This window comes from Bradyrhizobium sp. 63_E2_N1_3, assembly GCF_052076005.1.
Lineage (GTDB): Bacteria > Pseudomonadota > Alphaproteobacteria > Rhizobiales > Xanthobacteraceae > Bradyrhizobium > Bradyrhizobium barranii.
The window spans coordinates 6389801-6404536 of the sequence record NZ_CP197235.1 but is presented as its reverse complement, the minus strand read 5'-3'; the positions used below and the strand labels follow the sequence as shown (position 1 = coordinate 6404536).

Genomic DNA, 14736 nt, shown 5'->3' with positions numbered 1-14736 from the left:
GGGATGCGGATTTGGGGGGCCGCGTTGGGGGTGGGGCTTGCAGCTTGCTGCATCGCCCCTTCGCGCGCGCAAGTGCCCTCGATCAATCCCGGCGTGATCCAGAACGACGTCGACCGGCAGCGCCGCCAGCTCGAACGGCAGAGCGCGCCGCCCAAGCTCACCGGTCCCGCGGTGATCGGCGGTGAGCGGGAAAAGTCCCAGCTGCTGAAGCCGGGGGGGCCGAAATTCCGCCTGCGCAAGGTCGAGTTCGACGCATCCAAGTTCATCACGCCGGCAGAGCTGGACGAGATCGCGAAGAAATATGTCGGCAAGAACGTCGACATCGCTGCGCTATTGCAGCTCGTTGCCGACATCAACGCCATCTACACCGAGCGCGGCATCGTCACGGGCATCGCGACGCTGCCTGACCAGGATGCAAAGGGCGGTGTGGTCAAGATCAAGCTGACCGAGGGCCGGCTCCAGAAGACGACCATCGAGGGCAACAAGCAGACCCGCACCGATTACATCCTTCAGCGCGTGAAGGAGCCCGAAGGCGAGGTCCTCGACGTTCCAAAACTCAATCGCGACGTGATCTGGTTCAACCGGACCAACGACGTGCAGATCAAGGCGCTGCTCCAGCCTGGCACGAGTTTTGGCCTGACCGATCTCCAGTTCGCCGTGATCGAGCCGCCGGTCGACACCTTGCAACTCTTCACCGACAACCAGGGCGCGGAGAACACCGGGCGCTGGGAGGGCGGAGCCTTCTACAAGCGCCACGGCCTGTTCGGCGTCGACGACCGCCTGACCTTCTACGGCGTCCGCGCCGACGGCAATCTCAACGGCAACGCCGCCTACAGCATTCCGGTCAATCCCTGGGGTGGCCGCGTCGGCGTCAGCTATACCGAAGGCAAGATCAAGATCATCCAGGGACCGTTCGTCGCGCTCGACGTCACCGGACGCTCGAGCCAGGCCGCGGTCAATTTCAGCCAGCCGGTCTGGGTGACGCAGAACTGGCTGATATTGCTCAACGCCGCTGAGACCGAGGGCAAGACGGTCAGCCGCTTCGCCACGGTCTCCGTGACCGACGACCATTACGACAAGGCCACCGCCGGGCTGTCAGTGACCAATTCCGGCAACACCTATTCGATCACGGTCTCGCCGGCGGTGAACTACATCACCTGGCATGATTATGTGCTCGGCAACAACCGCGCGTTCAACACCTATACCGGCTCGCTGATCGCGACCAGCGCGGCGGGGCCGCAGAATTTCAGCGCCAATGTGCTGGCGAGCTGGCAGTACACGCAGGAAAAGCTGCTGCCGGGCGACCAGATATTCTCGATCGGCGGTCCCACCACCGTGCGCGGCTATCCCTCCAACTCCGCATCCGGCGACAGCGGCTATTATTTCAACGCCGAGCTGCACTACAATTGGTCGTCGTGGCTCAAGGGGTTCGACACCTACATCTTCACCGACTGGGGCGCAGTCTATTCGACATTCCCGGGGGTTACCGAGCTCGCTTCGGTCGGCGTCGGCTTCTCATGGACCTATGCGTCGTTCATGACGTTCGAGGCGAATTACGCGACGCCGTTGAAGATGGCCGTCTCGACCCAGAACCATTACGAGGCCTATGGCCGCGTCATCTTCCGACCGTTGTTGATGTTCCAGAAGCAGGAGAGCCCTGCGCCGGTGGCGGCTGCCGCCGGCAAGAGCAGGTCGTAGCGACAAGCCGCCTCTCTCTCCGTCGTCATTGCGAGGAGCCCGCGACAAAATTGCAAAGCAATTTTGCGCTGGTACGACGAAGCAATCCAGAATCCCTCCGCGGAGACAGCCTGGATTGCTTCGCTACGCTCGCAATGACGGAGGATGGAGCGGGGGCGCCTCAACGCCGCAGCGTGAATTCCTCCGCGCCGCGCCGGTGTTCCCATTTCGCCTGCTCGAGCTCCGGCTGGTCGCATTCGACTTCCGGATAGCCGATGCAGAGATAGGCGATGAACTTCCAGGTCTCAGGCACGTCGAGAGTGGTGTGAACGCGCTGCGGATTGAGGATCGACACCCAGCCGAGGCCGATGCCGTCGGCGCGCGCCGCGAGCCACATCGCGGTGATCGCGGCCACCACGGAATATTCCGTCGTCTCCGGCATGGTCGCGCGGCCGAGCCCGTGGCCGATGTCGCTCGCCTTGTCCGCGAACACGGCGAGGTGGCCGGGGGCCTGTTCGAGACCGGACAGCTTTAGTGTCGCATAGCGCGCGGCGCGCTCACCGGCATAGGCATTCAGCGCATCGGCGTTGCATGCCCTGAAGTCGTCGATCACGGCGCGGCGCCGTGCGGCATCTTCAACGACAACGAAGCGCCAGGGCTGGCTCAGGCCGACCGAGGGCGAGAGACAGGCGGTCTCGATCAGGCGATCGATGGTGCCGGCCGGCAGCGGATCGGCGCGGAAGCGGCGCACGTCGCGGCGCCACACGAACAGCTCGCGCAAATGTTGGCGGAAGGTGTCGTCGAACTCGACCATGAGATCAGCCTCCCATCCGGAAGGATGCCGCCACCAGCAGAATGAGGATCTCGCCGGTCTGCTCGAATGCGCCGAGGATGTCGCCGGTCTGCCCGCCGATCTGGCGGATGGCAAGCCGCGCCAGCATCAAGCCGGCGAGCGACAGCAGGATCAGGCTGACCAGCGCCTTGCCAGGCCCGAGCGCGAGGGCGAGGGCGAGCGTTCCAGCAGCGAAAGCGATGGCGACGCTGCGGCCCGGCGGCGATCCCGCGCTTGCCGACAGTCCATCAGATCGTGCCGGCGGGACCAGCGACATGAAAGCCGGCACGCCCGCGCGGGCGGCAGTGTGCGCGGCGCACAGCGAGAGCGCGACGGCCCAGGGATTGGCGATCGCCGCGAGCGCGCTCCAGCGCAGACCGAACGACAGGATCAGCGCGCAGACGCCATAGGTGCCGATCCGGCTGTCGCGCATGATCTCGAGCTTGCGCTCGCGCGTCCGGCCGCCGCCGAGCCCGTCGGCGGTATCGGCAAGGCCGTCCTCATGCAGCGCGCCGGTGATGAGCGCGGTCGCGGCCAGCGTGAGCAGGGCGGCGAGGTTCGGTGTCAGTCCGAACCGGCTGGAGACCTTGTAGACCAAGGCGCCCGCGAGGCCGACCAGCAGCCCCGCGACGGGGAGTGCCCAGGTTGCGCGCGCGACGGCGCCGTCAGCCGCGGACTTCGACGATGCGACGGGGAGGATCGTCACGAACGATGCCGCCATCCTGAGATCGGCGATAATCTCTTTGAAAAGCTCGGCGCGCGGCATCATTTCAGTTTCATCGGCAGGCCGGCCACGACGAACTCGACTTCGTCGGAAACCGCCGCGATGACCTGGTTCATGATTCCGGCGGCGTCGCGATAGCTGCGCGCCAGCGCGTTGTCGGGGACGATACCGAGGCCGACCTCGTTGGTGACGAAAATGACGGGGCTCTTCTGGCCGCCCATGAAAGCGGCGAGCTTCATGAGTTCGTGTTCCCAGTCACGCCCCGCATGCATGATGTTGGAGAGCCACAAGGTCAGGCAATCCACCAGCCTTGGGCCGGCGCCATCGGTCTCGATCAGAGCTTGCAGGAGATCGAGTGGTACCTCTCGCTCGATCCAGTCGACGGCCGCGCGCTTGGCTCGATGCTTGGCGATGCGCACCTCCATTTCGGCATCGAGCGCCTCGGCCGTCGCGATGTAGATGGGCTGGCCCGGAAAGCTGCGCGCGCGCTTTTCCGCGTGGGCGCTCTTGCCCGATCGTGCTCCGCCGGTGATCAAGATGACGGCCATAAAGGTCTCCTGTGGGCCTGACTAATCACCAATCGCGGCCAAAGACAAAGCCGAAATCAGGCGGCCGGGGGCTTGCGCTCCGCCTTCGCTTTGCGCAACAGGGGCGGGACAGGAGGTGGGCGTGGGTTTTGCAGGGGCGATGGCGGTGGCGATGGCGGTGGATGCCCTGCTGGGCTGGCCGTCGTGGCTGTTCGCGCGGATCGGCCATCCCGTGACCTGGCTGGGCCGGCTGATCGGCGCCATCGACGCCGCCTGGAATCGCGATTCCGATCCGCCGGCATTTCGCCGTGCTGCGGGCGTGGCTGGAGCGCTTCTGGTGATTGCGATCTCGGTCGCAATCGGCTGGGTACTTCAGTCCTTGCTCCCCTGGGGATGGATGGAGATCATACTCGTGGGTGTGCTGGCCTGGCCGCTGGTCGCCTTGCGCTCGCTCCATGATCATGTCGCTGCCGTCGCGAAGCCGTTGCTGGCCGGCGACATCGCTGCTGCGCGCGATGCGGTTTCGCGCATCGTGGGACGCGATCCCGCAACGCTCGACGAAGCCGGCATCGCGCGCGCGGCTATCGAGAGCCTTGCGGAAAACGCCTCCGACGGCATCGTGGCGCCGGTGTTCTGGGGCGCGCTGTTCGGACTGCCCGGCATTTTGGGCTACAAGGCGATCAACACGCTGGACTCCATGATCGGCCATCGCAACGAGCGCCACGAAGCTTTTGGCTGGGCCGCGGCACGGATCGACGATGTCGCAAACTTCATTCCGGCGCGGCTGACCGGCTTTCTGTTCGTCCTGTTGGCGTCGCGGCGCTCGGAGGCGCTGTCGTGCATGACGCGCGATGCCCGCCGTCACCGCTCGCCCAATGCCGGCTGGCCGGAAGCGGCCATGGCCGGGGGGCTTGGCGTGCGGCTCAGCGGCCCCCGCATCTATCACGGCAGCATCACCAACGAACCCTGGCTCAACGATGGCGCGCGCGATCCGCTTGCCGCGGACATCAGCCGGGGGTTGACGATCTACCGCCGCGCCATGCTGCTGCTCGCCGGCATCCTTGCGATCCTGGCCTTCGCGTGAAAGAACGGGGCATGCGCGAGCACGGTGGAAATCTCGATCTGGCCCAGCAGCGATTTGGCGGGCGCGCGGAGGACTGGATCGATCTGTCGACCGGGATCAACCGCCTGCCTTATCCCGTGGGCGAGGTGAGCGCGCGCGCGTGGAACGCGCTGCCGTCGCGGGCCGAGATCGAGAGCCTGCATCAGGCCGCGCAGCACGCTTACGGCACAAGCGCGCCGCTCGTCGCGATGGGTGGTGCGCAGGCCGCCATTCAATTGCTGCCGCAACTGGCGCCAGCCGGCCGCGCGCGCATCCTTGCGCCGACCTACAATGAATATGCCGGGGTCTTGTCGATTGCGGGTTGGGATGTCCAGGAGGTCGGCGAGCTCGACGCGCTGGCGGGCGCGGATCTCGCCGTCGTCGTCAATCCCAACAATCCCGATGGCCGGCGTTTTGCGCCAAAGGATTTGCTGGCGCTGCTGCCGCGCGTCGGCCGTCTCGTCATCGACGAGAGTTTTGCCGATGCTGCCCCGCAGCTGTCGCTCGCATCCGAGGCGGATCGGCCTGGACTGCTGGTCCTGCGCTCCTTCGGCAAATTCTATGGTCTTGCCGGCCTGAGGCTTGGGTTTGCGCTCGGCAATGCGGCCGACATCGCCAAGCTCGCGGCGGCGTCAGGTCCGTGGCCGGTGTCGGGAGCGGCGATCGCGATCGGCTGCCGCGCCTTGCGTGACGACGCCTGGGCCGAGGCGACGTCAGCGCGGCTCGCACGCGACTGTGCCCGCCTCGACGACATCGTGCAGTCGCAAGGCTGGCGGCTCGTCGGTGGTGCGCCGCTGTTTCGTCTCTACGAGACGCCTGATGCGCTTGCTGCGCAGGAGAAACTGGCGCGTAGCCAAATCTGGTCGCGCGTATTCGCGAAAGAGCCGGCATGGCTGCGCCTCGGGCTTCCCGGCAGCGAAGCCGAATGGACGCGCCTTGCCGAGGCGCTAGCGCGCTAGCGCGAGCAGGCCGCCGACGTCGAGATGCTGTTCGATGTGATCGGCGAGGGCATCGAGCGCGCTCTCAACCCTGCTGTGATAAGGCTCGTCGCCTGCCGGAATGTCGAGCTTTGCGAGATACGCCTTGCGGAAATCGTCCGACGTGAACAGGCCGTGCAAATAGCTGCCCTGCACGCGGCCATCGCGCGAGATCGCGCCCTCCGGCTCCCCATTCAGTTTCGCAAACGGGCGCGCGCGATCCGGTCCGTCGGTGCGGCCGATGTGGATTTCGTAGGCGTCGATCGGCTGGTCCGTGGCGGCATGCACGGCCGCGACGCGCGTCAGCGTCTTCTGCGGGCTCATCATTGTGGCGACGTCCAGAAGTCCGAGACCCGGCGTATCGCCTGCGGGACCTTCGATGCCGTCAGGGTCGGCGACGCTGCGCCCGAGCATCTGATAGCCGCCGCAGAGGCCAAGCACATGGCCGCCGCGGCGATGATGCGCCAGGAGATCGATGTCCCAGCCCTGCGCGCGCAGGAAGGCGAGATCGCCGCGGGTGGATTTCGAGCCGGGGATGATGACGAGGCGGACGTCGCCGGGGATGGCTTCGCCCGGCCGCACCATCACGAGATCGACGCCAGGTTCGAGTTTCAGCGGATCAAGATCATCGAAATTGGCGATCCGCGACAGCGCGAGGCAGGCGATCTTGCACTGGCCTGGCTTGCGCGCGTCGCTCAGCCCCAGCGCATCCTCGGCCGGCAGCTCGCCGGCGCGCGCGAACCAGGGCAGTACGCCGAGGCCGCGCCACGCGGTCTTCTGCTCGATCAGCTTGTAGCCGTCGTCGAACAGCGAGGGGTCGCCGCGGAACTTGTTGATGACGAAACCCTCGATCATCGCGGCATCGTCGGGGTCGATCACCGTCTTGATGCCGACGAGCTGGGCGATGACGCCGCCGCGGTCGATGTCGCCGACCAGCACGACGGGCACGTCGGCCTTGCGCGCAAAGCCCATATTGGCGATGTCGGCCTTGCGCAGGTTGACCTCGGCCGGGCTGCCGGCGCCTTCGACCAGGACCAGATCGGCGCGCGCTTTCAGCCTCTCGAAACTTTCCAGCACCGCGCCCATCAGCGACGGTTTCATCGCCGCATATTCGCGCGCCCGCGCGGCCGCGATGCGCTTTCCCTGCACGATCACCTGCGCGCCGACGTCGGTCTCGGGCTTGAGCAGCACCGGATTCATGTCGGTGTGCGGCTCGACACCGGCGGCGAGCGCCTGCAGAGCCTGCGCGCGGCCGATCTCGCCGCCGTCGACGGTCACGGCCGCGTTGTTCGACATGTTCTGCGGCTTGAAGGGCAGCACGCGCAGGCCGCGCCGCGTGAAGGCGCGGGCGAGGCCGGCGACGATGAGCGACTTGCCCACGTCCGAGCCGGCCCCCTGGATCATCAATGCGCGCGCCATGGTGTTTTCAGAATCTGGCGTCGTCAGAACTCGACGCCGGCTTGCGCCTTGATGCCGGAGCGGAAGGGGTGCTTGACCAGCGTCATCTCGGTGACGAGATCGGCGATCTCGATCAGCTCGTCCTTGGCATTGCGCCCGGTGAGCACGACATGCGTCATCGGCGGCTTGTGCGTTTTCAGGAAGTCGACGACCTCGGCGATGTCGAGATAGTCGTAGCGCAGCGCGATGTTGATCTCGTCGAGCACGACCATGCGCAGATTGGAATCTGATATCAGCTCCTTGGCCTTCGCCCAGCCGGCCTGCGCCGCGGCGATGTCGCGGGCGCGGTCCTGCGTCTCCCAGGTGAAACCTTCGCCCATCGCATGGAACTGGCAGAGCTCGCCGAAATGGCCGGTGAGCAGGCGCCGCTCGCCGGTGTCCCAGGCGCCCTTGATGAACTGCACGACCGCGCAGGGGAAGCCATGGGCGACACAGCGGACGATCATGCCGAAAGCGGAGGAGGACTTGCCCTTGCCGGCGCCGGTGTGGACGATGATGAGGCCCTTCTCGCCGCTCTTGGTCGCCATGATCTTGTCGCGGGCGACCTTGATTTTCGCCATTTTCGCGGCGTGGCGGGCGTCGGTTTCCTCGGCCGTTTGGGTATCCGGTTCAGGCGTCATCTGACAGGGTCCTTCGGCTTGACAAGAGGCGGCCGGGGGCAAATGGTGGCCCGGCGTTGGTTCCTGTCCTATGACAGGCGAAGAGGGAATGCGATAGGGTCCGAATCGACAAGATTCGGCTCCAAACTGCAGCCGCCCCCGCGACCGTGACCGGAGAGATGCCCGAGGCCACTGATCCCCCGCAGGGGATCGGGAAGGCGGGGATCGAAGGGCCAAAAGCCCTGCTCCGCAAGCCGGGAGACCTGCCAGCGCGGACGAGTTTTGGACCGGCGGACGGGGTGTTCCGCGACGGGGAAACGGACCTTCGGGGGAATGGTCCGTGTGCCTCTTCGCCTCCCGCTGTTTATCCTGGAAGAGGCGATGACCGTCACACTTCACGTCTGTATTACCTGCCGTGCCGGCCAGACGCTCGACGAGGGTGAGACGACGCCCGGCAAGCGCCTGCATGGTGCGATCCTCGACGCCGGCGTGCCTGAGGGCGTCAATGTGGTTCCCGTTGAATGCCTGTCGGCATGCAGCCAGGGTTGCTCGGTTGCGCTCAGCGCGCCCGGCCGCTGGTCCTATGTCTATGGCCGTCTGTCAGAGGCCCATGCGAGCGACGTGGTCGCGGGTGCTGCGGCCTATGCCGCCGCGCCCGATGGCCTCGTGCCCTGGCGCAGCCGTCCCGAAATCTTCCGCAAGCAGTCGCTTGCCCGCATTCCCCCCATTGCCGTGTTGCCGGAGGCCGCCGAATGAACTCGCTCGCAAAAGTCCCTGTGACGGTGGTCACCGGTTTTCTCGGCTCAGGCAAGACGACGCTGATCCAGCATCTGCTCGCAAACCCTGACGGCAAGAAGCTCGCGGTGCTCGTCAACGAGTTCGGCAGCGAGGGCGTCGACGGCGAGATCCTGAAATCCTGCGCCGATGCCAACTGCCCGGAGGAGAACATCGTCGAGCTCGCCAATGGCTGCATCTGCTGCACCGTTGCGGACGATTTCATTCCGACCATGGAAAAGCTCTTGGCGCGGCCGGTGCGGCCCGATCACATCCTGATCGAGACCTCGGGCCTGGCGCTGCCGAAGCCGCTGTTGAAGGCGTTCGACTGGCCGGAGATCCGCTCGCGGATCACGGTCGACGGCGTGATTGCGCTCGCCGATGCCGAGGCTGTCGCCGCCGGCCGTTTTGCGCCGGACCCGGCTGCGGTGGAAGCGCAGCGCGCGGCGGATGGAAATCTCGATCACGAGACGCCGCTGTCGGAAGTGTTCGAGGACCAGATCGCCTGCGCCGACATCGTGCTGCTGACCAAGGCTGATCTTGCGGGGCCCGCAGGGATCGAAGCCGCCAAAGCCGCCATCACCGCGGAGATGCCGCGCCGCGTGCCGATGCTATCCGTCACCGATGGCGCGATCGATGCGCGTGTCATCCTTGGCCTCGGCGCTGCCGCAGAGAACGATCTCGCCGCGCGCCCCTCGCATCACGACGGCGAGGAGGATCACGAGCACGACGATTTCGCCTCCGTCGTGATCGATCTTCCGGAGGTTACCGACATCGAAGCATTGGTCGCATCGGTGCAGCGTCTTTCGCGCGAGCAGAACGTGCTGCGCGTCAAGGGCTATATCGCGGTCGCGGGCAAGCCGATGCGCCTGTTGCTGCAAGCGGTCGGCGAGCGCGTGCGCCACCAGTTCGACAAGCCCTGGGGCGCAGCTCTCAGGCAGTCGAAGCTCGTCGTGATCGGCGAGCACGGCGATATCGACGAGGCCGCGATCAAGGTCGGACTTGGGCTTTCAGGATCTGGTATCTGATGCACGTCGTCTTCCGCGAGAGCCGCGGTCTCGAGGAGACTGCGACGCCAAGGGACATCGGCCAGGACCCGGCCGATCTCGTGGTGCTCTCGTACTCGGATTCCGACCTTGCCGCGTTCGCGGCCGGCTGGCGGCGCGGCCGCAACAGCCTGCCGTCGCTGCGGCTCGCCAATCTCGCGGAGCTGCGTCATCCGTTGTCGGTCGACACCTATGTCGAGCGCACGCTGTCGCAGGCACGCGGCATCCTGGTGCGCCTGATCGGCGGTGAATCCTATTGGCCGTACGGGCTCGCGGCCCTGCAGCAGCTGGCGAAGGACCGCAATATCGTGCTGGCCGTGCTGCCGGCCGACGGCCGCGACGACACGCGGCTCGATGCCTACTCGACCCTGCCGGTTTCGACGCTGCGCCGGCTCAAGGTGCTCTGTGACACCGGCGGTCCTGTTGCAGCGCAGGCCGCGATCGCGCAGCTCGCGTTGGCCTCGGGCCTTTACGCAGGCCCGGTCGTCGGCGAGATGAACCTGCCTGAGATGGGCTTTTACGATCCCGCGCGTGGCGTCATTGCTGCGCCGATGGCAGGCGAGGGAAAGCCGCTCGCGTTCGTGACCTTCTATCGCTCCTATCTCACCGCCGCGGATACCGGGCCGGTCGACGCCCTGATCGCGGCGCTGCGCGAGCGCGGCTTTGACGCGTACGGCGCGTTCGTCACCTCGCTGAAGGCTCCGGGCGTTGCGGACTGGCTGCGGACCTATTTCGCGACGAATCCTCCGGCCGCGATCGTCAACGCGACGGCGTTCTCGGCGATGGGCGACGACGGCACGACACCGTTCGATGCTGCATCATGTCCCGTCTTCCAGGTCGCGCTCTCATCGGCACGGCGCGAAGACTGGGCGGAGTCGCTGCGCGGCCTGTCGCCCGGCGATCTCGCGATGCATGTGGTGCTGCCGGAGGTCGACGGCCGCCTGTTCGCGGGCGTGGTGAGTTTCAAATCGGCCGCGGAGCGTGATCCCGATCTGCAATTTTCGCATCTGGCGCACCGGCCCGACGAGGAGCGCGTCAAGGCCGTCGCCGCGCGCGTTGCGGCCTGGCGGCGCCTCGCGGCGACGCCAGCCGCCGAGAAGCGGGTGGCGCTCGTGCTCTCGAACTACCCGGGCCGTCCGCATCAGATCGCGCATGCCGTCGGGCTCGATGCGCTGGCGTCGGTGGAGGCATTGCTGTCTGACCTGACAGAGGCCGGCTTCGATGTTGTGCCGGTCTCCGCACTTGGCGAAACGTTGCTGAAGCAGCAACTGACCTGGAGCGTCGCCGACTACCGCGCGGCGCTCTCGCGCCTGCCGCAAGCCTTGCAGGATGATCTCGCGCAGGCCTGGGGCGCGCCGGAGGATGACCCGAGCTGTCGCGACGGTGCATTTCAATTCGCAGCCGTCGCAAGTGGCCGATCGATCATCGCGGTTCAGCCCGAGCGCGGCGATGCGACCACGCGCGATGCCGACTATCACGATCTTGCCCGCACACCGCGCCATGCCTATGTCGCGTTCTATCTCTGGTTCCGCGGGCAGGCCATCGATGCCGTTGTGCACATGGGCGCCCATGGCACGCTGGAATGGCTGCCCGGAAAATCCGTGGCGCTGTCCTCACATTGCTGGCCGGAAGCCCTGATCGGCGATCTGCCGGTCATCTATCCCTTCATCGTCAACGATCCCGGCGAGGCCGCGCAGGCCAAGCGGCGCTTGGGTGCCGTCACCATCGGCCATCTGCCGCCGCCGCTGGAACAATCTGCGGTGCCGGACGGCCTACGCCGGCTCGAACGTCTGCTGGACGAATATTCGACCGCCGATGGCCTCGACCCCGCCAGACGTCAGCGTCTGATCGCCGCGATTCGCGACGAAGCGCGTGCGGCGGGCCTCGAGGACGATCTCGGTCTCGATGCATCGGCTGCACCGGCGGAAGCGATCCCGCGGATCGATCGCTTCGTCTGCGATCTCAAGGAGAGCCAGTTCGGCGACGGGTTGCACGTGTTCGGCCGCGGCACTTGCGCCGACGCGGAGCGCGATGCGTTGCGTTCCGCCCTCGCGGGGCAGCGCGTTGCGCCGGGGCCGTCGGGCTCGCCGTATCGCGGACGCCAGGACGTTCTGCCCACGGGGCGCAATCTCTTTGCCGTCGATCCGCGAGCGGTGCCGACGCCGTCGGCGCATGCGCAAGGCATCAGGCTTGCGGAAGAGCTGCTGCGTCGCCATTTGCAGGATCACGGCGACTGGCCGAAAGGCCTCGTGGTCGATCTCTGGGGCTCGGCGACGATGCGGACCGCCGGCGAGGAGTTCGCCATGGCGCTGCATCTTGCCGGCCTTGCGCCGCACTGGGATCACGCCTCCGGCCGCGTCACCGGCTACGACATCATCGCGCCGGCCGAGCTCGGGCGCCCCCGTATCGACGTCACGCTCCGCGTGTCGGGCCTGTTCCGCGATGTCTTCTCCGGCCTTGCGCAATTGTTCGAGGCCGCCGCCGAGACGCTCGCAACGCGCGAGGATGAGGGCGACGAGAATCCCTATCGCCACCGCGCCTCGCGCGTGTTCGCGCCGCGTCCCGGACAATATGGCGTCGGCCTGTCCGCGATCCCCGATGCCTTCACGGCCGAGACGCGTGATGCCGCCGGCGAAGCCTGGCTTTCGGCATCGTCCTGGGCGTTCTCGGCGGACGGTGCGATGCAGCCGGATCGTGCCGGCATCGAGACGCGGCTCGCAGCCGCCGATGCTTTCGTGCACGTCCAGGACTTGCCGGAGACCGATCTTCTGCTCGCCGCGGATTACGCCGCGCATGAAGCAGGCATCGCGGCGGCCGCAGCGCATCTCGGTGCGGCAGGACCATCGCTCTATCACCTCGATACGACGCGGCCCGAGCAGCCGCACGCGCGGACGCTGACCGAGGAAATCTCCCGTGTCGTTCGCGCACGCGCGGCCAATCCGGCCTGGATCGCCGGCATGATGCGGCATGGTTTTCGCGGCGCCGCCGAGATTACCGCGACGCTGGAGCACATGGCCGCCTTCGCGCATCTGGCCGGCGCCGTACCGCCGCATCTGTTCGATCTCTACTACGATGCGACGCTCGGCGACGCCGATGTCCGCAGCTTCATGGCCCGCGAGAATCCGGCGGCGCTCGCCGCGATGGAGACCTGCTTCACACGCCTGCACGAAGCCTCGCTCTGGCGAACGCGCCGCAATTCGATCGCGGCTGCGCTGAAGGAGGCTTCATGAGTGCGGCCGCGATCAAGGGCTGGTGTCCCGGCGCGTTGCGCCCGATGCAATCGGGCGATGGGCTCGTGGTTCGCGTGCGCCCGTTCGGCGGAAGGCTTGAAGCCGCCCAAGTCGCCGGCCTTGCCGAGCTCGCCGAACGCTACGGCAATGGTCTCATCGATGTGACGAGCCGCGCCAACCTCCAGATCAGAGGCGTCAGCGAGCAGGGCCATCGCCGGCTGCTCGATGGACTCGCGTTGCTGCGGCTGCTCGACCCCGATTCCGACATCGAAGCCCGGCGCAACATTTTGGTGACGCCGTTCTGGAACAGCGGTGACGAGACACAGGCGCTCGCCGCGGAGCTTGAGGAAGCGCTCGCGGACAGCACGCTCGATCTTCCCACAAAGTTCGGCTTCGCCATCGACGATGGAAAGTCGCGCGTACTCGCCGGCGATTCCGCCGACGTGCGCATCGAACGCGATCGCGGCGGCCGGCTCGTGGTGCGGGCCGATGGCGCAAGGCTGGGCCGCTCCGTCGCGCGCGGTGAGGCCGTGAGTACGGCGCTCGCGCTCGCCAACTGGTTCATCACGTCCGGCGGCGCGAAGGGCGGGCGAGGGCGCATGGCAGCTCATGTCGCGGCCGGCGCGGAATTGCCGGAGTCGTTGAGCGGCGAAACCGAGCCTGCTCCGGTCATGGCGGCGTCACGACCCGGTCATTATCCGCATGGCGCCCTGGTCGGCGTCGCGTTCGGGCAGATGCTGCACACGACGCTCCATCAGTTTTCCGGGTGCGGACATGCGCTGCGCATGACGCCATGGCGGATGGTGTTGAGCGAGGGCAAGCGCGAGATGCCGAGTGGGGCAGGCCTCATCACCGAGCCGTATGATCCGGCGCTGCGCGTCATCGCTTGTAGCGGCGCTCCGCGCTGCCGCGAGGCGCATGCCGATACCCGCGCGCTCGCTTCCGCCCTTGCGCCGCGCATCGCCCTCGATACGCGGCTGCACGTCTCCGGCTGCGCCAAGGGCTGCGCGCGTTCCGGTGCGTCCGCGGTGACGCTGGTTGCGACCAGCGCCGGATTCGATCTCGTCCGCGACGGCTCGACTCGCGATGAGCCGGTTCTGCGCGGCCTCAATGGTGCCGACATCGTCAGCGATCCCTCCATCCTGGTCGGAGGCCACTGATGCCGCACACCTACGAGACCGACGGTGCGGCGATCTATCGGCAGTCTTTTGCTACCATCCGGGCTGAAGCGGACCTTGCGCGCTTTTCGCCGGACGAGGAGCAGGTCGTGGTGCGGATGATCCACGCCGCCGGCATGGTGGGCCTCGAGGCGCATATCCGCTTCACATCAGGCATGGTGACGGCCGCACGCGCGGCCTTGCAGAAGGGCGCGCCGATCCTGTGCGACGCGCGCATGGTCTCGGAAGGAATTACGCGCGCGAGATTGCCTGCGGCCAACGCCGTGATCTGCACGCTCGGCGACGAAGCCGTTCCCGCGCTCGCGCAGTCCATGCGCAACACGCGCTCGGCCGCGGCGCTGGAGTTGTGGCGACCGCATCTCGACGGCGCAATCGTTGCGATCGGTAACGCGCCGACCGCGCTGTTTCATCTCCTCAACATGCTCGAGGACCCGGGCTGCCCACGGCCTGCGGCGATCATCGGTTGTCCCGTCGGCTTCGTCGGCGCGGCCGAATCCAAGGGTGCGCTGATCGCCGATCCGCCGGTGCCGGCGCTGACAGTCGAGGGCCGCCTCGGGGGCTCCGCGATCGCGGTCGCCGCCGTGAATGCACTGGCGAGCCGGAGCGAATAGC

The 14736-nt window shown here is 67.0% G+C and carries 13 protein-coding genes and 1 riboswitch; of the genes, 8 read left to right on the top strand and 5 right to left on the bottom strand.

All coding sequences use genetic code 11. The features are described 5' to 3' along the window. The first annotated feature begins 3 nt into the window (after window positions 1-3). Window positions 4-1698, top strand: coding sequence for a ShlB/FhaC/HecB family hemolysin secretion/activation protein (locus AB7531_RS30675; RefSeq protein ID WP_063984442.1), 1695 nt, complete (start codon window positions 4-6; stop codon window positions 1696-1698). 160 nt (window positions 1699-1858) lie between these two features. Here AB7531_RS30675 and bluB read toward each other — a convergent pair whose 3' ends face one another. From bluB to cobU, 3 genes are read right to left on the bottom strand one after another with little or no spacing between them, the layout of a single operon-like run. After that, complete coding sequence (gene bluB / locus AB7531_RS30670) at window positions 1859-2491, bottom strand: 5,6-dimethylbenzimidazole synthase (RefSeq protein WP_063984441.1); 633 nt, start codon at window positions 2489-2491, stop codon at window positions 1859-1861. Between the two features lie 4 nt (window positions 2492-2495). Beyond that, the gene (gene cobS, locus AB7531_RS30665; RefSeq protein WP_063984440.1) at window positions 2496-3278 is read right to left on the bottom strand and encodes an adenosylcobinamide-GDP ribazoletransferase; all 783 of its coding nucleotides are present in this window, start codon (window positions 3276-3278) and stop codon (window positions 2496-2498) included. Continuing rightward, a complete protein-coding gene (cobU, locus tag AB7531_RS30660) occupies window positions 3275-3781 on the bottom strand; it encodes a bifunctional adenosylcobinamide kinase/adenosylcobinamide-phosphate guanylyltransferase (protein WP_063984439.1) in 507 nt (168 codons plus the stop codon). Before cobU ends, cobS begins: the two co-directional genes overlap by 4 nt. 121 nt (window positions 3782-3902) lie before the next feature. Between cobU and cbiB the strand changes: the two genes are divergently transcribed. Together cbiB and cobD are read left to right on the top strand one after the other, a co-directional pair. Next, on the top strand, window positions 3903-4844 hold the full coding sequence (cbiB, locus tag AB7531_RS30655) for an adenosylcobinamide-phosphate synthase CbiB (RefSeq protein WP_063986534.1): 942 nt from the start codon (window positions 3903-3905) through the stop codon (window positions 4842-4844). Between the two features lie 11 nt (window positions 4845-4855). Next, window positions 4856-5821 carry a threonine-phosphate decarboxylase CobD gene (gene cobD / locus AB7531_RS30650; RefSeq protein WP_063984438.1) on the top strand — a complete coding sequence of 322 codons (966 nt, stop codon included), beginning with the start codon at window positions 4856-4858 and terminating at the stop codon, window positions 5819-5821. Here the strand turns inward: cobD and AB7531_RS30645 are convergent. Both AB7531_RS30645 and cobO read right to left on the bottom strand, forming a co-directional pair. After that, window positions 5810-7258, bottom strand: coding sequence for a cobyric acid synthase (locus AB7531_RS30645; protein WP_063984437.1), 1449 nt, complete (start codon window positions 7256-7258; stop codon window positions 5810-5812). The genes cobD and AB7531_RS30645 overlap by 12 nt on opposite strands. 23 nt (window positions 7259-7281) lie before the next feature. Further along, entirely contained in the window at window positions 7282-7917 is a 636-nt protein-coding gene (gene cobO / locus AB7531_RS30640) for a cob(I)yrinic acid a,c-diamide adenosyltransferase (RefSeq protein WP_028148472.1), read from the bottom strand. A gap of 40 nt (window positions 7918-7957) precedes the next feature. Further along, window positions 7958-8181, top strand: a riboswitch (cobalamin riboswitch). A 96-nt stretch (window positions 8182-8277) separates the two neighbouring features. Between cobO and AB7531_RS30635 the strand changes: the two genes are divergently transcribed. Genes AB7531_RS30635 through AB7531_RS30615 form a run of 5 tightly spaced genes read left to right on the top strand, consistent with a single transcriptional unit; the run spans window position 8278 to window position 14735 of the window. Further along, complete coding sequence (locus AB7531_RS30635; RefSeq protein WP_028148471.1) at window positions 8278-8652, top strand: DUF1636 family protein; 375 nt, start codon at window positions 8278-8280, stop codon at window positions 8650-8652. Beyond that, window positions 8649-9698, top strand: coding sequence for a cobalamin biosynthesis protein CobW (cobW, locus tag AB7531_RS30630; RefSeq protein ID WP_063984436.1), 1050 nt, complete (start codon window positions 8649-8651; stop codon window positions 9696-9698). The genes AB7531_RS30635 and cobW overlap by 4 nt, the downstream gene beginning before the upstream one ends. Further along, window positions 9698-12946 (top strand): cobaltochelatase subunit CobN, encoded by a 3249-nt coding sequence (gene cobN / locus AB7531_RS30625; protein ID WP_063984435.1) that lies wholly within the window; start codon window positions 9698-9700, stop codon window positions 12944-12946. The genes cobW and cobN overlap by 1 nt, the downstream gene beginning before the upstream one ends. Continuing rightward, window positions 12943-14106, top strand: coding sequence for a precorrin-3B synthase (gene cobG, locus AB7531_RS30620; RefSeq protein ID WP_063984434.1), 1164 nt, complete (start codon window positions 12943-12945; stop codon window positions 14104-14106). Before cobN ends, cobG begins: the two co-directional genes overlap by 4 nt. Further along, the gene (locus AB7531_RS30615) at window positions 14106-14735 is read left to right on the top strand and encodes a precorrin-8X methylmutase (protein WP_441280216.1); all 630 of its coding nucleotides are present in this window, start codon (window positions 14106-14108) and stop codon (window positions 14733-14735) included. The genes cobG and AB7531_RS30615 overlap by 1 nt, the downstream gene beginning before the upstream one ends. The last annotated feature ends 1 nt before the right edge of the window (window position 14736 follow it).

Bases quoted from the DNA above. Each gene is read 5' to 3' on its own strand.
- AB7531_RS30675 (WP_063984442.1), top strand. From the start codon at position 4: ATGCGGATTTGGGGGGCCGCGTTGGGGGTGGGGCTTGCAGCTTGCTGC.
- bluB (WP_063984441.1), bottom strand. From the start codon at position 2,491: ATGGTCGAGTTCGACGACACCTTCCGCCAACATTTGCGCGAGCTGTTC.
- cobS (WP_063984440.1), bottom strand. From the start codon at position 3,278: ATGATGCCGCGCGCCGAGCTTTTCAAAGAGATTATCGCCGATCTCAGG.
- cobU (WP_063984439.1), bottom strand. From the start codon at position 3,781: ATGGCCGTCATCTTGATCACCGGCGGAGCACGATCGGGCAAGAGCGCC.
- cobD (WP_063984438.1), top strand. From the start codon at position 4,856: ATGCGCGAGCACGGTGGAAATCTCGATCTGGCCCAGCAGCGATTTGGC.
- AB7531_RS30645 (WP_063984437.1), bottom strand. From the start codon at position 7,258: ATGGCGCGCGCATTGATGATCCAGGGGGCCGGCTCGGACGTGGGCAAG.
- cobO (WP_028148472.1), bottom strand. From the start codon at position 7,917: ATGACGCCTGAACCGGATACCCAAACGGCCGAGGAAACCGACGCCCGC.
- AB7531_RS30635 (WP_028148471.1), top strand. From the start codon at position 8,278: ATGACCGTCACACTTCACGTCTGTATTACCTGCCGTGCCGGCCAGACG.
- cobW (WP_063984436.1), top strand. From the start codon at position 8,649: ATGAACTCGCTCGCAAAAGTCCCTGTGACGGTGGTCACCGGTTTTCTC.
- cobN (WP_063984435.1), top strand. From the start codon at position 9,698: ATGCACGTCGTCTTCCGCGAGAGCCGCGGTCTCGAGGAGACTGCGACG.
- cobG (WP_063984434.1), top strand. From the start codon at position 12,943: ATGAGTGCGGCCGCGATCAAGGGCTGGTGTCCCGGCGCGTTGCGCCCG.
- AB7531_RS30615 (WP_441280216.1), top strand. From the start codon at position 14,106: ATGCCGCACACCTACGAGACCGACGGTGCGGCGATCTATCGGCAGTCT.